Annotated in this window: 17 protein-coding genes and 3 pseudogenes; 8 read left to right on the top strand and 12 right to left on the bottom strand. The window is 68.8% G+C overall.

The window, feature by feature from the left end; translation table 11 throughout:
* The 3 genes and pseudogenes from PV396_RS40325 to rutA all read right to left on the bottom strand — a co-directional run.
* Positions 1 to 639, bottom strand: a pseudogene (locus tag PV396_RS40325) (ATP-grasp domain-containing protein); the annotation flags it as partial.
* A 120-nt stretch (positions 640 to 759) separates the two neighbouring features.
* The gene (locus tag PV396_RS40330) at positions 760 to 1,452 is read right to left on the bottom strand and encodes an isochorismatase family protein (protein ID WP_319213301.1); all 693 of its coding nucleotides are present in this window, start codon (positions 1,450 to 1,452) and stop codon (positions 760 to 762) included.
* Positions 1,449 to 2,531, bottom strand: a complete 1,083-nt coding sequence (gene rutA, locus PV396_RS40335; RefSeq protein ID WP_319213302.1) for a pyrimidine utilization protein A — start codon at positions 2,529 to 2,531, stop codon at positions 1,449 to 1,451. Before rutA ends, PV396_RS40330 begins: the two co-directional genes overlap by 4 nt.
* Positions 2,532 to 2,789: 258 nt before the next feature.
* Here rutA and PV396_RS40340 point away from each other — a divergent pair, with 258 nt between their 5' ends.
* Positions 2,790 to 5,762, top strand: a complete 2,973-nt coding sequence (locus PV396_RS40340; protein ID WP_319213303.1) for a SpoIIE family protein phosphatase — start codon at positions 2,790 to 2,792, stop codon at positions 5,760 to 5,762.
* A 454-nt stretch (positions 5,763 to 6,216) separates the two neighbouring features.
* On the opposite strand, the gene PV396_RS40345 is transcribed toward PV396_RS40340, so the two are convergent.
* From PV396_RS40345 to PV396_RS40355, 3 genes are all read right to left on the bottom strand, one after another.
* Positions 6,217 to 7,770: an alpha/beta hydrolase gene (locus PV396_RS40345; RefSeq protein WP_319213304.1), complete on the bottom strand. Its 1,554-nt coding sequence runs from the start codon at positions 7,768 to 7,770 to the stop codon at positions 6,217 to 6,219.
* A 253-nt stretch (positions 7,771 to 8,023) separates the two neighbouring features.
* A complete protein-coding gene (locus PV396_RS40350; RefSeq protein ID WP_319213305.1) occupies positions 8,024 to 8,173 on the bottom strand; it encodes a hypothetical protein in 150 nt (49 codons plus the stop codon).
* A gap of 139 nt (positions 8,174 to 8,312) precedes the next feature.
* A complete protein-coding gene (locus PV396_RS40355; protein WP_319213306.1) occupies positions 8,313 to 9,188 on the bottom strand; it encodes a calcium-binding protein in 876 nt (291 codons plus the stop codon).
* Between the two features lie 267 nt (positions 9,189 to 9,455).
* Here PV396_RS40355 and PV396_RS40360 point away from each other — a divergent pair, with 267 nt between their 5' ends.
* Positions 9,456 to 10,589: a hypothetical protein gene (locus PV396_RS40360; protein ID WP_319213307.1), complete on the top strand. Its 1,134-nt coding sequence runs from the start codon at positions 9,456 to 9,458 to the stop codon at positions 10,587 to 10,589.
* A gap of 301 nt (positions 10,590 to 10,890) precedes the next feature.
* Here the strand turns inward: PV396_RS40360 and PV396_RS40365 are convergent.
* Positions 10,891 to 11,674, bottom strand: a pseudogene (locus tag PV396_RS40365) (IS5 family transposase).
* Between the two features lie 9 nt (positions 11,675 to 11,683).
* Here PV396_RS40365 and PV396_RS40370 point away from each other — a divergent pair.
* Positions 11,684 to 11,854 (top strand): GNAT family N-acetyltransferase, encoded by a 171-nt coding sequence (locus PV396_RS40370; protein WP_416071566.1) that lies wholly within the window; start codon positions 11,684 to 11,686, stop codon positions 11,852 to 11,854.
* Here PV396_RS40370 and PV396_RS40375 read toward each other — a convergent pair.
* Complete coding sequence (locus PV396_RS40375; protein WP_319213339.1) at positions 11,839 to 12,471, bottom strand: TetR/AcrR family transcriptional regulator; 633 nt, start codon at positions 12,469 to 12,471, stop codon at positions 11,839 to 11,841. The genes PV396_RS40370 and PV396_RS40375 overlap by 16 nt on opposite strands.
* A 110-nt stretch (positions 12,472 to 12,581) precedes the next feature.
* On the opposite strand from PV396_RS40375, the gene PV396_RS40380 reads away from it, so the two are divergent.
* The 4 genes from PV396_RS40380 to PV396_RS40395 are packed head-to-tail and all read left to right on the top strand — an operon-like array spanning position 12,582 to position 14,971.
* Positions 12,582 to 12,749, top strand: coding sequence for a hypothetical protein (locus PV396_RS40380; protein WP_319213309.1), 168 nt, complete (start codon positions 12,582 to 12,584; stop codon positions 12,747 to 12,749).
* A 21-nt stretch (positions 12,750 to 12,770) separates the two neighbouring features.
* Positions 12,771 to 13,385, top strand: coding sequence for a dihydrofolate reductase (locus PV396_RS40385; RefSeq protein ID WP_319213310.1), 615 nt, complete (start codon positions 12,771 to 12,773; stop codon positions 13,383 to 13,385).
* Positions 13,382 to 13,771 (top strand): VOC family protein, encoded by a 390-nt coding sequence (locus PV396_RS40390; protein ID WP_319213311.1) that lies wholly within the window; start codon positions 13,382 to 13,384, stop codon positions 13,769 to 13,771. Before PV396_RS40385 ends, PV396_RS40390 begins: the two co-directional genes overlap by 4 nt.
* Before the next feature lie 36 nt (positions 13,772 to 13,807).
* Positions 13,808 to 14,971, top strand: coding sequence for an FAD-dependent oxidoreductase (locus tag PV396_RS40395; protein ID WP_319213312.1), 1,164 nt, complete (start codon positions 13,808 to 13,810; stop codon positions 14,969 to 14,971).
* Positions 14,972 to 15,410: 439 nt separating this feature from the next.
* Here the strand turns inward: PV396_RS40395 and PV396_RS40400 are convergent.
* The 4 genes and pseudogenes from PV396_RS40400 to PV396_RS40415 form a co-directional block, all read right to left on the bottom strand.
* Positions 15,411 to 15,774, bottom strand: a pseudogene (locus PV396_RS40400) (DNA-binding protein).
* Positions 15,756 to 16,052, bottom strand: coding sequence for a hypothetical protein (locus tag PV396_RS40405; RefSeq protein WP_319213313.1), 297 nt, complete (start codon positions 16,050 to 16,052; stop codon positions 15,756 to 15,758). The pseudogene PV396_RS40400 and the gene PV396_RS40405 overlap by 19 nt, the downstream one beginning before the upstream one ends.
* 253 nt (positions 16,053 to 16,305) lie before the next feature.
* Positions 16,306 to 16,518 (bottom strand): DUF397 domain-containing protein, encoded by a 213-nt coding sequence (locus PV396_RS40410; RefSeq protein WP_319213314.1) that lies wholly within the window; start codon positions 16,516 to 16,518, stop codon positions 16,306 to 16,308.
* Positions 16,515 to 17,345, bottom strand: coding sequence for a helix-turn-helix transcriptional regulator (locus PV396_RS40415; RefSeq protein ID WP_319213340.1), 831 nt, complete (start codon positions 17,343 to 17,345; stop codon positions 16,515 to 16,517). The genes PV396_RS40410 and PV396_RS40415 overlap by 4 nt, the downstream gene beginning before the upstream one ends.
* A 368-nt stretch (positions 17,346 to 17,713) precedes the next feature.
* Between PV396_RS40415 and PV396_RS40425 the strand changes: the two genes are divergently transcribed.
* Positions 17,714 to 18,070: a hypothetical protein gene (locus PV396_RS40425; protein ID WP_319213316.1), complete on the top strand. Its 357-nt coding sequence runs from the start codon at positions 17,714 to 17,716 to the stop codon at positions 18,068 to 18,070.
* The last annotated feature ends 12 nt before the right edge of the window (positions 18,071 to 18,082 follow it).

Raw genomic sequence — 18,082 nt, forward strand, 5'->3', positions numbered from 1 at the left:
CTCGACCCGGGCCGCGTAACTGTGCGAGAACCAGGGCATGTTGGCCTCCACCACGGCCCACTGCTCGTGCCCTCCCCGGTCGGGATCCTGGACGAGGCCGATGTCGACGGTGACCGCGCTCGGCAGGCTGTGCCCCTGCTCGGTGAGGAGCCGGTCCGCGAAGCGGAGTACCTCCGGTTCGTGCACGTCCTCGTCGAGGGGCGCGGGATCGAGCCGCCCGTACACCGCGTACCGGCTGCCCGCCGTCACCCGTCCGTCGAGTACGAACAGGCGGTACTCGACGGCGAACGTGACGATCTCCGACACCAGCACCGGCGTGTCCGGGCCCACGTCGTCGCCCGTACGGGGAAGCCGCGAACCGTCGGCGTACACCGCCGCCGGGAACGACTTGGCGCTGGGCGGCTTGGCGAACACCGGGTGCCCGATCCGCCACGCCTCCGCGAGCGTCGTCAGTCGTACGCGCCGGCCCGTGAACTCCTCCGGCAGCACCGCGAGCCAGTCGTCGGAGGGTTCCAGCAGGGCGAGGTCGAGCACACCGGCGACGCGCTGGTCGTACGCGAGCGGTCCCCCGTACCAGTGCACCGCCTCGGCGGCCGAACGACTCAGGGCGCCTGCTTCGGTGAGCGACCGCGCCTCCATCCCCCGGCCGGCCGCCGCCTCCGCGAGCAGCACCGTCGTACTCGTCCGCTGCCCCGAGGTCAGGAACAACGGTGCCCGTCCGTCCCCGTTCACCGCGTCTCCCTCTCCTGCCAACCCCTGCTACATCGCGCCCGGGGACAGGTACTCCGTCACCCGCCCCACCCCCCAAACCTCACCGATCTTGTGCCGGATGTCGAACAGGTTTGCCGCGTGGACGCCCGCGTCCCGGTCGCCGACCGCCTCCTCGACGACCACCGGGACGAACCCGTGCTGCATGGCGTCCAGCGCCGTGGCCCGTACGCAGCCGCTGGTCGTCAGGCCGGCGATGAGGAGGGTGTCGATGCCGTGGGAGGTGAGGTACGTGGACAGGGCGGTGCCGAAGAAGGCGCTCGGGTACTGCTTCGTCACCGTCAGTTCGTCGGCGGTCGGGGCCAGGCCCTCGATGAACTCCGCGTACGGGCTGCCCTCGGCGAACACCCGCAGGCTTGGCACCTTGCGGTAGAAGACGCCTCCGTCGCGGCCGTCGGGGCGCAGCACCACGCGCGTCACGATCACCGGGATCCCGGCCCGGCGGGCGAGGGCGAGCAGCCCCCGCATCGCCTCGGCGGCGCCCTCCGCGCCCGCCCCCGCGTAGAGGGGGCAGGCGGGATCGACGTACGCCCGGGCCGGGTCCACGAGCAGGAGGGCGGGGGCGGTGCCGGGGGTCAACTGCCCGCCCAGACCGGCGCGTTCGTAGTCCGCCTCGGCCCGATCCTCCTCGGCACGAGCGTCCTCGACCCGATTCTCCTCGGGACCACTGCCCGTTGGGCTCACTCCGAACTCCCCCTCCCCGCCCGGGACTTCATCAGCGGCTGGATACGGGTCCCGAAGTCCTCCAGGCCTTCCAGGAAGTCGTCGAAGACCAGCATGATGCCCTTGGTGCCGGCCACTCCGGCGACCTCGTCGAGCATCCGCGCCACGCTCTCGTACGAGCCGACCAGCGTGCCCATGTTGAAGTTGACCGCGCCCTCCGGCAGCGCGATCGTGCGGGCCGTCGAGGTGCCCGTGGACGTCGTGTCCGCGTCCGTCTCGCCGGCCATGTAGGCGAGCGCCGCGCGGTCGGCGTTGTCGTGGTAGTCCTGCCACTTGGCCTGGGCTTTTTCGTCCGTCTCGGCCGCAATGATCATGAACAGGGAGAGGGCTCCCACGTCTCTTCCGGTCCGTTCCGCCTCCTCCGCCAGCGTCGCCGTGCTGCCGGACAGGGCGGTCGGGGTGTTGACCCCGCTGCCCAGGATGAAGTTGTACTCGGCGTGCTCCGCGGCGAACTTCATGCCGGTGCCGCTCTGGCCGGCCGCGACGATGTCGATGTGCCCGTTCGCCGGGCGCGGGGAGAGGACGCAGTCGTCCATCTCGTAGAACTCGCCCTTGAAGTTGCTGACGCCGTCGCGCCAAAGGTCCTTCATCACGGTGACGTACTCGACGGCGCGCGCGTAGCGGTTGCCGAAGTGGTCGTCGCCGGGCCACAGGCCCATCTGGGCGTACTCGCCGGGGGCCCAGCCGGTCACGATGTTGATGCCGAAGCGGCCGGGGGCGATCGAGTCGACCGTGACCGCCATCCGGGCGACGATCGCCGGGGGCAGGGCCAGGATGGGGGTGGAGGCGTAGAGCTTGATGCGGTCCGTGACCGCCGCCAGGCCCGCCATCAGCGTGAAGGACTCCAGGTTGTGGTCCCAGAACTCCGTCTCGCCGCCGAACCCCTTCAGCTTGATCATGGAGAGCGCGAAGTCCAGGTCATGGGCCTCCGCCTTCTGCACGATCGCCTTGTTGAGCTCGAAGCTCGGCATGTACTGGGGTGAACTCTTCGAGATCAGCCAGCCGTTGTTGCCGATGGGGATGAAAACGCCGATGTCCATGCCACTCCTCGGAGAGATCCTCTGGACGGAACCTCAGATGTGAAGTCCTCGACAGTCAGTTACGTTCAAAGCTCAACTGTCCTTCAACGCACGGTACATGGCGGCCATGACGGCGATATGTCACACAACCCGCCCTGAACACGCGCAGGTTGACCGCCTGCCGCCCGCCCCCGCAGACGGGTGAAGGTGGCCAGAGGTGATCGTGAGTTTCCTGCAAAGTGTCGCTTGAAGTGCCATTCGAACGGTAAAACTTCAAGTATGAACGCACGGCTGGCACTGCTCGGCTCGGTTGATCCCGGGGTCGCTGAGAGCGAGGTCTTCCGCCTGGCTCTCCAGCACTCGGTGGCCGAGCTGGGCGCGCTCGGGGGAACGATTCACCTCCGGGGCCCGATGTCGGCCCTGCGCCTGGTGTCGGCCACCGGATTACCCACCGCGCTCACCGGCCCCTGGGAGATCATCGACCAGGAGGGCCCGCTGGCCCCCGCCCGCGCCCTGTACGAGGGCAACCACGCAGGCCGGGGCGTGTGGATACCCGGGGCGGCGGACGACAGCGTCGAACCCGCCGTGCCCATCTGCCCCTCCACCGCTCCCATCCCCGGCAGCGGACTCGCCGCCGTGCCCGTCATCCGCGACGAACGCAGCATCGGCGCCCTCACCGTCATCACCGGCGACCACGGTGAACCGACGTCCGCCCACTGGGAGTTCCTGCGGGAGGTCGTCGCCTGGACCGAGGAGCGCATGGAACAGGCGCCCCTGCCCGCCGGTCCCGTGCACTCGGAGATGAGCGGCGACCGGCTGCGCCAGGCGCTGAAGGAGGTCCGGGTCGGCTCCTGGGACTGGCACATAGCCAACGGTGAACTGATCTGGGACGAAGCCGCGATGGAGCTGTACGGCACCCGCCCCGAGGAGTACACCGCCCGCGTCGAGAACTGGATGCGCTGCGTCCACCCCGACGACCTGGGCCCCACCCTCGCCCTCGTCGACCGGGCGATCCGCGGCCGCTCGGTGTTCGAGGCCGAGTACCGCGTACGGGGCCTGGACGGCACGTACGGCTGGCACCAGGCGCGCGGCCGGGCGACGTACCACGAGAACGGCGAGCCCCACCGGATGATCGGCATGGGCTGGGACAGCAACGAGTCACGGACCGCCCGGGACGCGCTCGGCCGCGCCCTGCGGCACATGAGCGACGGATTCCTCGCGGTCGACGACGACTGGCGGATCACCTTCGCCAACCTCGAGGCCGAACGCACCCTCGATCTCTCCGAGGCGGAACTGTTCGGGCGCGTCCTGTGGGACCTGCCGACCGTACGGCAGCTGCCCGGTCTTGAGAGACGCTGCCGGAAGGCCGCCGCCGAGGACAGACCGGCCGGCTTCGACATACGCGTGCCCGGCACCGGACGCCGCTACCACCTGCGGCTGGTGCCGGGCCCCGACGGCCGCACCCTCTACCTCCAGGACGTCACCGAGAAGCGGCGGCACGAGGAGGAACGGCGGGCCACCGAACGCGCCGCTTCCGAACGCGCCGCCCGCATAGCGGAGTTGACCGCCGCCCTCGCCAAGGCGACGACCTCCCGGGACGTCGTCGACGCGGTCGGCCGGCGCGTGATGCCGCCGTTCAACGCCGCCGGCCTGATCGTCCAGACCATCGAGGACGACCACCTCTACACCGTCGGAGCCATCGGCTACACGGAAGAGTTCCTCGCCAGGATCGACAACAGCCAACTGATGCAAGGCTGGCCGAGCTTCGACGTGATCAGCACCGAAACCCCCGCGTTCTACTCGTCCCCCGAGGAGTTCGCCGCCCACTATCCCGACCTGGCCGGCCTGCCCGAGCTCAGCGGCAAACAGGCGTGGGCGTTCCTGCCGCTGACCGTGTCCGGCCGTACCTTCGGCGTCTGCTCGGTCAGCTTCGACCGCCCGCGCGGCCTCACCGAGGAGGAGCGCACCCTCCTCACCACGATCAGCGCCCTCGTAGCCCAGGCTTTGGACCGGGCCCGCCTCTACGACGCCGAGTACAGCCGCTCCCGCGAACTCCAACGCGGGCTGCTGCCACGCGAGTTGCCCGACCTGCCCGCCTGCTCGGCCGCCGCCCGCTACCTTCCCGCCGCCCAGGGCATGGGCGTCGGCGGCGACTGGTACGACATCATCCCGCTCTCCGGCGGCCAGGTCGCCCTCGTCGTCGGCGATGTCATGGGCCATGGCCTGCCCCAGGCGGCGACCATGGGCCGGCTGCGTACCGCCGTCCACACGCTCGCCGACCTCGAGCTGCCCCCCGACGAGATCATGAGCCACCTCAACGACATCGTCGGCAACATGGGCGAGGAGTCGTACGCCACCTGCCTGTACGCCCTCTACGACTCCATCACCCAGACCTGTTCCATCACCCGGGCCGGCCATCCCCCGCCGGCGGTCGTCCACCCCGACGGCACCGTGTACTTCCCGGCGCTGACCGCGGACCCACCACTCGGCGCGGCCGAACCCCCCTTCGAGACGGTCGAGTTGAGAGTCCCGGAAGGCAGCCTGCTGGTCCTCTACACGGACGGCCTGGTCGAGTCGTCGAAACGGGAGATCGACGAGGGCATGGGACAACTGGCCCGTCTCCTTCGGGGCGCGTACGAAGCCGGCACGGAAGGCGACCTCGAGGCCCTCTGCGACACGCTCACCTCAGGACTCCTCCCCGCCGAGCAGCCGAGCGCGGACGACGCGGCCCTCCTGGTCGCCCGCCTCCACGCCCTCACCGGAGACCGGGTCGCCTCCTGGCCCCTGCCCGAGGACCCGAGAGCGGCAGGCCAGGCCCGCCGCCACGTCCGCGAACAACTCTCGGCGTGGGGCCTGGACGACCTGACGGCGACAACAGAACTCCTGGCCAGCGAACTGGTCGGCAACGTCGTACGACACGCCAAGGGCCCCGTCCAACTCCGCCTCCTGCACGGGGCGGAGCTGATCTGCGAGGTCTTCGACGGCAGCCTGACGATGCCCCGCATCCGCCGAGCGACGGAGACGGACGAGGGCGGCCGGGGCCTGCAGCTGATCACCGCGCTGTCACAGCGCTGGGGGACGCGGTACACCCCGACGGGGAAGTGCATCTGGACGGAACAGGCACTGCATGCTCCTCCGGAGGGCGGGCGGGGTGGGGACGGTGTGGCGGAGGACGCGTTGGAGTTGATGTTTCTTGGGCCGGGGGAGTTCGAGGACATTGCGGAGTTGAGGGGGCTGGGGGATCTGGGCTGAGGGACGGCCTCGCGGCGCGGATCCCAAGGGGTGTGGATCCTAGGGTGCGCGGATCCCAAGGGGTGTGGATCCTAGGGTGCGCGGATCCAGGGGCGCAGATCCAAGGGGGCAGGATCCAGGGGGCGGGCGCCCCTGAGGGCGCAGCCCTGAGGGGCGCGGGGAACTGCGCGAGCAACCCCCACCGGCCGGCACTGTCATCGAAGGGGCGCGGGGAACTGCGCGAGCAACCCGAACCGGCCGGCACTGGCACTAAAGGGGCGCGGGGAACGGCGCGCCCGGCCCCCACGGGCCGGCACTGTCATCGAAGGGGCGCGGGGAACTGCGCACCCACCCCCTCCGGCCCGCACTAAAAGGACGGTGCACGCCCAGGGCCCCTGCGAGCAAACCGGTGTGCTGACGGCCACCCGGCCACCCGGCCCCCCGGCCACCCGCCCGCCCGGCGTCCATACAGGCCTCAGGACATGCTGCCCCGGCACACAGTCCCCACGGCCGGGGTTCGGCCCGTATGGAGATATGTGTCGACCGCCTCCATGACGCAGCGGTTCTGCGGGTACGTGCCGTGCCCCTCCTCCTCGGCCGTCAGGAGCACGCCGACACCGTCGCCCAGAGCGCGGGCCATGTTGCGGGCGCCGGAATATGGGGTAGTCGGGTCGCCGGTGCCGCCGACCACCAGGACGGGGGCCGCGCCGTCGGCGTTCACCTGGGGCGTGGCGCGCTCGCCGTCGAACGGCCAGTCGTAACAAAGGTAGACGCCGGTGGACCAAGCCGCGCCGAAGACAGGTGAGGCGGCTTTGACACGGGCCTCGTCCCTGGCGAGACGTTCGAAGCCGGGGCGCAGGCTGGAGTCCGCGCAGGTGATTGCGGTTCGGGCGGCGCGGCTGTTGTCGCGCGGGGTCGGCGCGCGGTCGGCGGAGCCGCCGTCGTCCGCGCCCTTGCTCAGCGGACCGCCGTCGTTGCGGTCGATCAGCGCGGTGAGGGCCTTGGCGAGCGGCGACCAGCCATCTGTGCCGAGGTCGAGATGGTCGCTGACAATGTGCGCGAGGTCGTCGGCATCGAGGCTCCGTCCGCCGCCGGCCGGGGCGGGCTTTTTCTCCAGGCGGTCGGCCAGGCGCGCCATGCGCCGCGCGGCTTCCTCGGGCCCGTCGCCGGTCGGGCAGTGGCGGATACGGGCCGCGCAGTGCACAGCGAACCGGTCGAACGCCGCCTGGACCGCCTTGACCTGCGACACCTGCTCCTCGTTGAGGTCCTCGGTGGGATCGACGGACGCTTCGAGGACGAGCCGTCCGACGTGCGACGGGTACAGGTGGGCGTAGACCGCGCCGAGCGCCGTTCCGTACGAGACGCCGAAGTAGTGCAGTCGCTCGTCGCCGAGGAGGTAGCGCATCAGGTCGAGGTCACGCGCGGTGTGTGACGTGCCGATGTACGGGAGGAGCGCCCCGGAGTGCTCGGCGCAGGCGTCGGCCCCGTCGTAGCTGGTGTCGTCCGCGGTCTTGCCGCAGCGCACGGGGATGGTCGCGCCGACGCCGCGCGGGTCGAAGGAGACCAGGTCGTAGCGGTCGAGGAGCGGCTTGTACTGGTTGAGGTATTCAGGTAATCCGCTCACGCCGGATGCGCCGGGGCCACCGAAGTTGAAGACGAGTGAGCCGATGCGCCGGGCGTTCGGGCCGGTGGCCTTGCGGCGGATCAGGGCGACTTCGATCGTCCTGCCATCTGGTTTCCGGTAGTCGAGGGGGGTCTTCATGGTGGCGCAGTCGTAGCCCGTGCGCGCGGTGGGCGGCGAGGTGCAGCGGGACCAGTGGAGGCGCTGGCCGGTGGTGAGCGCGGTGGGCAGACCGGCGGGCGGGTTGTTCGCGGTGAACTCCGTACGCGGCTCCGCACTCCGGCCGGGAGCGTCGTGCTGGAGCCAGGCGCCGACGACCCCGATCGCGGCGAGGAAGATCCCGGCGATGATCCACGCACCGGCCGAGAGGCCCGGTCTGCGGCGTCGTATCGGATATGCGTCAATCATCGAAGCCCCCGCGCTCCCGCCCCTGGACGCCCGCCCCGGGCACGCATGCCCGTGTGCGCGGTCGTCCGATCGTCCGATCGTCGAATGAGTGCAGCGTACAAGCCGTCTCCGACAGCAGCTCGGCTCCTGGCGTAACGGACTGATCGAGTGACCCACCGCGGCCTCGGTCAGAGCCGCCCTGTTCCTCCACGGACCGCGCCACTGCTTGAGGCAGTTGATGCACTGCTCGACGGTGTTGCGGTGCTTGGAGGTCTCACGCCCGAGGCGGGCGGCCTGCGAGGCGGGCGGCCTGCCGCTCCGGCTGCCGCGTGGGAAGGCGGTGTGTCTGCTGGTCGGCGGGGACGGGGCTGACCGCACGGATTCCGCGTGTGCGCAGGAACTTGAAGGCGATCGCGTCGATCACCTCGCGGTGGTCACGTCACCGACCCCCCCGGCCTCGGCGTTCGGTCCGGAAGTGACGGCTCGCTCCGCGCCCACTGCGCGGCAGTCAACGGCACATCCGGACCAACGATCAGATGATCTGAACGAAACGACGAAACGGCCTAGTTCTGGTAAACCCTGTCCGTTCCGGGCCCACCCGAGAGGCGGTCTCGCCCCGGGCCCCCATAAAGGGTGTCGTTCCCACTGTTCCCGTAGATCGTGTCGTTGCCCTTCTCCCCGTACAGCCGGTCGTTCCCCCTGCCACCACGCAGAAGGTCGTTGCCCCCCTTCCCGTACACCACGTCGTTGCCGTCCCCACCGTCGAGAAGGTCGTAATCCCCGGGAACCCTGTTGTCCACGCCGATGATCTTGTCGTTCCCGGCCTCACCCCAGCACGCAGACGCGCACCCGGTCATGACATCGTTCCCGGCACCACCGCGCGCCCCGTTGTCGTAGGGCCCGCCTCCACCAACCGTGCGATCGTTCCCGTCCTGCCCGTAGAGCGTCGACGCACTGTTGCCGTTCAGAGTGTCGTTGCCCTTGCCGCCGAAGATCGTGACGGAGACGTCGTTGGCGGCGGGGATCGTCACGGTGTCGTTTCCGTCGCCCAGATCGATGTAGTACATGTCGGTGAAGTCGGTTCCCACCGGGATGTGGACGGCGCAGCGGGCGACCGTGCGGTCCGCCGGCGAGGGATACACGCACTCGTAGTCCTCCGCCGCGCTGGGGGCGATGGTGATGGGGGCGCGGTCGCGGAAGGTGAGGATGTAGTAGACGTCGTTCTCGCCGTCGCGGTCCTCGTACACGCTCGTGACCGACAGCCGGCTCACCTGGCCGGGGTTGCCCACGTACCGGAGGTCGTTGGCCGCGTCGACGAGCGTACCCGCGCTCGGCGTGGCCGCCTGGGCGGTAGGGGCGGTGAGCGCGGCCGCGCCGAGGGCGCAGGTGAGGGCGAGAGCGGTGGTTGTGGCGGTGGCGATCCTTCTGTGTGTACGCATGCCGAGCAGCCCCTTCGCGGGAGTGGTGCCGTGGGTTCTGATTACCCGTTAGACAGCGGACCAGGGTCTTGGGTTGTACCGAAAATCCGATTCACGACCAATCACGGCCAATCACACCGTAATGATCAAGAATCACGGTGAATCGAGCCGAATAACGGGGAATCGCGCTGAATCACGGGTTCCACAGAGAACCCGCACCCCCGTTCGACCCTCTGTAGAAGGGGGAGGAGGAACGAGCGGAAGGGACCAGGAAGAGACGTGCCGCGCATGGGCCAGCGGACGCACCTCGTGCTGCTCACCGTCTGGACGGTTCTGTGGTTCGCCCTGGTCGAGCCGCACGGCGGTTTCTCCTGGCACTATCTGCGCACCGGCGGGGAGTTGATCTACGAGCGCCCCGGCAGCCCCGACGGCGGACTGAACCTCTACGCCCACCACCCCGAACTCCAGATGGGCCCCGTCAGCTTCCTCGCGGCGGGCCTGCTGAATCCTTTCCCCGAGCACGTCAGCCAGTTCCTGGCAGCCGCAGCGATGTCTCTCCTCGGCCTGGTGATCCTGGTGGTGGCAGGCCGCAGCGCCGCCCAGTACTTCCTGGGCACCGGCACCAACCACCAGCGGCTGCGCCAACGCGTACTGATCGCGGGCCTCGCCTTCATCCCGATGTGGATCGAGGTCGCGGTCCGCTTCGGCCACCTCGACGACGTCCTGGCCCTCTTCTTCACGGCTCTGGCGGTACGTTCCCTCACCCGCGGCGACGCGGCGGCGACCGGCATCCTCCTCGCCCTCGCCGTCGACTCGAAACCGACAGCTGTCGCCTTCCTCCCGCTCCTGCTCGCCCTACCGAAACGCCAGTGGCTGCGCGCGGGCCTGTGGTGCGTGGGCCTGATCGCGATCGTCTGGCTTCCCTTCTTCCTAGGCGCCCCGCACTCGTTGGCAGCCGCCGAGTTCGTCATCCCCAACCAGCCGGCGTCCGCCCTGCGCCGCCTCGGGGTGGGCGACCCGGTGACCCCGCCCTGGGTACGACCGGCCCAGGCCGTCGCGGGAGTGGCCCTGGGCTGCGTGGCGGTGTGGCGCGGACGCTGGCCGGCCGTCGTCCTGATCGGCGCCAACGTCCGCATCGCCCTGGACCCCAGCGTCTACACCTACTACACGGCCTCGGTCCTACTGGGCACCCTGCTGTGGGACGTGATCGGCCAGCGCCGCCTGGTGCCGTGGTGGAGCTGGATAGCCCTGATCACCCTGTACGGCAGCGTCTTCGTCGTCCCCGACGACGCGGCCCGCGGCTCGGTCCGCCTGGGCTTCGTGGCGGTCTCGACGGCGTACGTGTTGTTCTGGCCGGTACGGGACCGGCGGCGCAGGCGGTCGGTGGTTCGGCCGGGGGCGGCGCCTCAGGTGGCCGGCTGATTCGCGGTCCGGCAACTCGGGGGCGTCCGGCGAGGAGGGGGGTAGCTGCTCGTGGTCCAGGTGTGGGCACGGTCGCGCGGGCCGGTGCCGGTCAGCGCGTCGAGGTTGCGCGAGGCAGTCCGTCTCTCACCGGGCACGGAAACGGACGCTGATCCCGTCCGCCAGCACACGGCGCAACGACGTGCACAGAAAAGCCGATCACGGCCACTGTCAACCATCAGCTGGGACCGAACTGTCAAGCATCACCCGGGACCGGACAACGAGGCCTCTGAGAGGATGTTCCGGTTGAAGACGCGACAGTTCATGGATTATGGCAAGTTATGAGTGTTTCACCGGTTGCTCGTTTTGCGAGGTTGGAGATCATGGCGAGGCGGATCATGCTCTCCGAGTGGGCGGGTTTGGTCTCGTAGTTCCGGGCGAGGCGGCGGTGCATCATGATCCAACCGAAAGTTCGCTCTACTACTCAGCGCCCAGGGGTAACCGAGAACCATTTGACCTGCGGGTTCCTGCGGACGACGTCGACATCTATGCCGGGGGTGGCGCCGTGTGCTCGATGGCTTGGGTCTTGTAGCCGGTTTCGCCCCATGCCTTGGTGATCGTGGGGTGGTCGGCAGCGATCCGGGAGAGGAGTTGCTTGCCAGCGGTTGTCAGGGACGCTGGCGGCAGTCACGATGACCAGCAGTAACAGGCCGAGGGTGTCGACGACGATGCTGCGTTTGCGTCCCACGATCTTCTTGCCGGCGTCGGTTCCCTGGGTATCGTTGGGCACGCTGGGGGCGGTCTTGACGCTCAGTGCGTCGAGGACGCAGGGCGGTGGGCTCGGCGGCGCGTCCTACCTGCTCACGGACGATCCGGTGCAGGCGGACGCCGAGCTTCTCGATGGTGCCGTCGGCGGTCCAGGCGCTGAAGTAGCTGAACACGGTGGTGTGCGGCGGGAAGTCGTGCGGCAGGTAGCGCCAGGGGACGCCGGTTCGGTTTAGGAAGAGAATCGCGTTCATCACTTCGCGTAGGTCAGTGACCTTGCCGCCGAGGTTGAGCGAGGTCTTCTGCCGTTCGGTCCGCCAGGCCGTCAAGGTCGGTTCCATCAACGCACCCTGCTCCACTACGCCTTGACCACCGGGCGCGTGCGTCGCGTGCGCGCCGACACCGCCCACGACAACCTCGCCTCCCAGCGGGTGCTGGAGAAGGCCGGCCTGCACCGCACCCGCTCCGACGAAAACCTGCACTACTACGAGACCGAAGCGACCACTCAGGCAACCGCGTAGTCACCGAGGGCTGGTTCGAGAAGGTCGAACGCGCGGGCCGCCTCCCCGGTGACGATCTCGGCGATCTCGTCGTTGGTGTGCCCGGCCAGGGTGAGGTCCTGGAGGCGCCCGAACAGGACACGGTGCACGGCGCCGAGCAGCCCGGCGGCCGTCCGGACGGTCATGTCGTCCGTTCGAACACCGACAGCCTCGGCCAACGCGTCGGCGAGCACGTGTTCGCGCTGGTCATGCAGGCCACGCAGGCACGCCGACAGGGTCGGGCTCTCGGTAACCATGCGGGAGAACGCCGGACCGGAGAACCCCGCGACCGGGTCCCGTGCCGTGATCGCGGCCTCGAACGCGCGGCGCAGCGCCGCGAGCGCGGACTCCCCGGAACGGCGGGAGGCCACGGCATGCGCCAGCGTGGCGGCGAACTCGTCCTGGTGGTCGAGGGCCAGGTCCTCCTTGCGCGCGAAGTAGTTGGTCACCGTCTTCTTCGCGACCCGGGCGGCCGCGGCGATCTCGGCGATGGTCGTGTTCTCGAAGCCCTGCTCGATGAACAGCCGGGTGGCGTGGTCGGAGATCAGCTGTCGAGTCTCCTGCTTCTTGGTCTCCCGCAAGCCCAGTGGGGCATCCATCTTGGTCTCCACAGAAAGAATCTTACTCTCGTAGTAAATTTATGTTGACACCACAGAGTGCCTTCAGGCAAACTTACCACTGTCGCAAAGTTAATCTGAAGGGAAGTTGGATGCGAAAGTCCGACCTCGGCAAGTCCCAGTCCGACCCGACGCTCGAGGAGTTCCCACTTCGCCGCCGCCGCGGCGCGTGGCGTCAGGCGCAGGTCCGCGCCATGCGTTACTCGCAGCCAGCGCCCAAGGCACACCGTGGCATTCCGCGCGCCCATGGCGCCCGCTGATCCTCCCCCGGAAGGAATCCTTTGCGCACACTGACCTACTACGTCGCGACCACACTCGACGGGTACATCGCCGAAGCCGACCGCGCCGACCCCACGGGCAGCCTGTTCACCGTCGGCCAGGACTACCTGGCCCACATCGTCGAGCACTACCCGGAGACCCTGCCGGCAGGCGCCCGGGAGGCGCTCGGCGTCACTGACCCGGGCACCCGCTTCGACGCCGTGCTCGAAGGCCGCCGCTCATACCAGATCGGTCTCGACGCGGGCGTCACCAACGCCTACCCGCATCTGCGGCACCTTGTCTTCTCCCGCACCCTCGACCACAACCCCGACCCGGGTGTGGAGGTGGTCGCGACCGACCCGGTGGCGACAGTCAGGGAACTCAAGGCCGAGACCACGGAGACCACCAGGGGCATCTGGCTCGCCGGCGGTGCCGAACTCGCCGGCGCGCTCTACTACGAGATCGACGAACTCATCCTCAAGGTCAACCCGGTAGCCGCCCTGGCCGGCATCCCTCTGTTCGCTGGCAGGACCGACGCCGGCCCACGCCGCTTCGCCTTGCGCGACAACGTGGTCCTCGACAGCGGGGTCGCCATCCTCACCTACACCGCCACGGAAACAGCCGGGGGACAACGATGAACATCACCGCCACGACCATCTCGCTCACCGTCGAGGACGTGGCCGCGTCCCGGGACTTTCTCATCACCCACTTCGGCTACAAGCAAGTAAACGCCGCCGACGGCTTCGTCTCCCTGACCCGACCCGACACGACACCCAACGCGGCAGCCGACATCGTGCTGCTGCGGCGCGGCATCGAGGTCCTGCCCGAGGACCAGCGTGACCAGCAAGTGGCCGGACTGATCCTGGCCTTCACCGTGACCGGCATCGCCGCCGAACACGAGCGCCTGCGCGCCGGGGGCGCCAACATCACTGTGCCGTTGCGCGAAGAACCCTGGGGTGAACGGCTGTTCCAGGTCACCGACCCCAACGGCATCGTGCTGCAATTCGTCGAATGGGCGTCCTGACGCTCACCGACCCCCTTGACTGAACGGAGAGCTGGAATGCGTGCGATAGTGATCGGCGGCGGTGTCGCCGGGGCTGCCACGGCGCGGGCGTTGTGCCAGACCAATGTCGAGGTGACCGTCTACGAGGCCCACGAGGACCCGGCCGGGCAGGTCGGCTCGTTCGTCAGCCTGGCCACCAACGGGTTGCGTGGCCTGGACGCGCTCGGCTGCCTGCCACAAATCCAGGCGGCCGGCGTCGATATCCCCAGACAACGAATGTGGTCCGCTGGCGGGCACCTCCTGGGCGACGTGCCACGGGGCCGGCGTCGCAGCGACACCCTGCACAGCGTCACGCTGATGCGTGGCCGACTCGTGGCGGTATTACGCGACGCCGCCAGCGCAGCCGGGGCGGAGATCGTGACCGGAGAACGGCTCGCCGCCGTGACCGAGACACCGGACGGCGTGGTCGCCGAGTTCGCCAGCGGAAAGCGCGACACCGCCGATCTGCTGGTGGCCGCGGACGGCATCTGGTCGACCGTACGCGGACTGCTCGACCAGGACGCGCCGCACCCAGAATACGCCGGGCTCTACGCCGTCTCTGGCGTGTCCCGGATGGACGGTGTCGAGCCAGGCGTGTTCAACATGACCTTCGCCCGCAACGGCGCCTTCATCCACCTCGCCACAGGCGACGACGAGGTGTGGTGGTCGGCGCAGATCGCCGACCCGGTCGAACCGGACCGGAACGACGTCAGCGACAAGCACTGGCTGCGGCGCACCGCGGACCTCTACGCGAAAGAGGCAGTGCCCTCGGCGGTCGTCGCCGCCACCACACACCTGCAGCCAACGGTGATCTTCCATGCGGTCGGCCCGGTACCGACCTGGCACGCCGACCGCGTCGTCCTGATCGGCGACGCCGCACACCCGGTCGGCGCCGGACAGGGCGCCTCGATGGCCATCGAGGACGCCCTCACACTCGCCACCGTGCTGCGAGCAGAGCCCACGATCCCGGCCGCGTTGACGGCGTACGACACCCAACGCCGCCCACGCATCGTCAAACTCCTCGGCGCCGCCGAGGACAACCGCGGCGTGAAGAAGGCCGGCCCCGTCAAACGGCGGTTGCAGGCGCTGCTGATGCGCGTGTGCGTGCCGCTCATCTACGAGAAGGCCACCGCGTGGCTGTACAGCTACGAACCCGGCGAGCCACAGAAGGCTGCTGCCTGACCGTGCCGTGCCTGCGTGGACGTGGGGGGCAGATTGCCCTAGCGCTACACCAAGGCCCATTCAGCGTCTGGCACACCGCGGATCGGCGGGACGGTACCAAGAGCCCGATAGTCGATAGGAGGTTGGCGACATCGTGGGGAAACCCGAGGGGTCGAAACCCAGAAGCAGCGACCGCGGCACCCGGCGCAGTCCCGCCCCGATCGGCTGGCGGCATCCGACGAGCAGTCGACCATGTCGTAAACGATCTGTACCGTCTCACTCGATCTTGCAATTCCGGAGCACGGGGAGGCGCAGCTGGTCTCTCGCAAACGGTCCTCTGCACGAGCACGCCCGATGCACTTCGAGGGTTATCAGCTCGCCTGACTTTGTGCATCAGCGCGGCGCGGGCATGTGTGTAGGAGCCGACCTCCGTCCCCGGCGTCCACGCCCCGGGCGTCGACTACACGGCGACGAGACGCACCCTGTCGCCGCAGAGCTTCGTCATGTCGTCGATGTCCGAGGTGAGCATGACGACCGGGCGGCGTTGGCACAGCGCTGCCTCTGCCACGGCGGCGTCGATGGCGTACTTGTGACCATGCAGCCCGGCGTTGATCAGCATGGCTGAGGCGGCCTTGGCCTCCTCGTCGCCGATGTGCACGATCCGCCCGCCGGACAGGACCCAGGCGAGCCGCGTCTTGTCGGTCCGGCGATTCACCGCTTCGATGATGGTGAGCGCGTACGGGCTCGTGATCACTGACCAACTTCGACAGGCCCTCGCAGTCGAGAACGAGGGTGCCTTTGTGGCTCAGTCTGCGGCGGGCCACTGCCCCTCCTCGGCGAACACCTCGGCGAACACCTCGTCGAAGACCCGGCGGGCATGCTCCTGCTCGTGCTCGGAGATCGGCCCCTGCCGGCGTTCGTAGTCCGCCAGATACTCGTCCAGGATTTGACCGCGCAGCTCGCACTCGACCGCTTCGGTGATGAACGCCGAAAACTCACGCTTGCCGACCCGTCGGCGGATCGCCTCCGCCGTCCCCTCGGGGAGGGAGAGGCTGACCCTGGTGGCCGGCCCTTCACCGACGTTGTACGGAATCTCACTCATGGGATCGAGATTTCAAACAAGTAGGAAATTGATCGGGGTGCAGCCCTCGGTCCAACGACGCGGGCCTCCCGCCCGTCACCTCGTGGTCTCAGTTCCGGGTCTCATCCACCGATGTCCGGCAGCGTCTGAACGCTGCCGGACAGTCCGCGCCACGGCTCGTCGGCGCCGCCTCCGCGCCCCATCAGAACGACCAGAGCCCCGCCATACCTTCCGAACTGGAGGAGATACGGCAGGGCTCTGATCGTCGTTGCCGTCAGACGGTGTCGAACCGCCCTGCCTTGACGCCCGTCACGAAGGACGCGAACGAGTCGGCGGGGACGTTCAGAACCGGGCCGGCCGGGTTCTTGGAGTCGCGGACGGGGACGATGCCGCGTGAGGTGACGAGGTTCGCGGCGACCTGGATGCACTGGCCGCCGTTGCTGCTGTACGAGGACGTGAACCAACGCGGGGTTTCGGTCGTCGTCACGGTGTGCCCTTTCGTAGCCGTTCGATCGTGGCCACTGACGCCGCCTGCGAAGCGGATTCGGCCTGCAACTGATGGTAGGCCGTCAACAAAGGCTGTACGAACCTCATATCGCGCTCCAACCGCCCTTGTTGTGCGGACTCGGAGTATGCGATGGGAGACCGGTCCGGGAGCGTCAGAAGCGTCACGGGCAGATCGAACGATCTCCGCTCGCCGAGGGAGAACGGGGCCACTTGGAGGACCGTTGAGGGCAACTCGGCGAACGCGATGAGCCGTTCCAGCTGAGCCGCCGTCACTCCGTTCCCGCCAACTGGACGGCAGATGCAACTCTCGTCCAGCACCGCGTAAACCAGCGGCGCAGGCGTCCGCTCCAGGGACGCCTGCCGCTTTGCGAGCAACGTCAGCCGTTCCTCCGCCTGTTGTTCCGTGATCGCGCCCCGCCGCACGGCACCCATGGTGATGGCCGCCGCGTACTCCGGAGTCTGGAGCAGCCCCGGGACGATCCCCAGCTCGAAGAGCCTGATCTCGGCAGCTCGGGCCTCCTGACGGACGTACTCCGGGAAGCCTTCCAGTAGTGCCGTGTGCCGTATCGCATTGCACTGGCCCTGCAATTCCTCCCCGGTGCCCAGCGCTCTGTCAGCACTTGCTGAGAAACGACCAGTTGGAGGGCGTCGACCAGTTTCCACGGCGGAAATGTGCGTGCCGGTGCACCCCATGCGTACGCCCAGCTCGTCCTGCGTCCAGCCGCGTTCCTCTCGCAGCCTGCGTAAGCGTTGCCCGAACGCCGCTCCTGGCGATGATTCGGGGTCCAGTGCCTTCCGGTTGACCATGTGAGAGCCCAACTCTCCGAGCGAATAACGCAGGTTGAAGACCTCTCGACTATAAGTCACGCTGAACTCGCTTGGTAGTGGAATGACTACGGAGAGGAGTGACCCATGTCCGGCGAGAACGGCTCTGCGCACGAGGCGCCGGAGAGACAGGGACCCCCCACCCTCCCTCCCCTCGGAACTCTCTTCGTGGACATACACGATCGGGTCGGCGAGTTTCGCGGTGAGTGGTGTGGCTTCTGGTCGCTCCGGCCCGTCACCGGCGGAACGGAGTGGGCCGTGAATCCCCGGGACGTGGCCCCTGCGAGCCCCGACCAGCGTCTGCGGGCCGAGACCGCTCGCGCGAATGCGCGAAGTCGGGGTGAGTTGCTGTGAGCAGCGAGGTCGGTCGCGTGTTCCGGCTCGTCCGGTGGACGTTGCGCCCCGACCGTGAAGACGACGCCCCGCCGACCACGTACGCCCTCCGGTGTCTCGCCATCGAGGACGACGACACCGGGTGTGGAGCGAGGTCACTGCCGAGCACCGACCCGACCGAACCGCAGACCTGGGCGTTCAACCACCTGCGCGAGCACCCCGAACACACCGGCTACGCGGAGGTGATCGAGCGCCCGGGTGATGTGGCGGGAGGGGCTGGCGTGAACTGCCCTGCGCGCGGGGTCGAGGGTTACTGGTGCCAGTGTTCGCCGTGGCGGCGAACCGCCCAACCGGCGGACGGACGCGCGAACTGACCCCGCCTCCCA

Source organism: Streptomyces sp. ME02-8801-2C (assembly GCF_033793965.1).
In the GTDB taxonomy this organism is placed as follows: Bacteria; Actinomycetota; Actinomycetes; order Streptomycetales; family Streptomycetaceae; genus Streptomyces.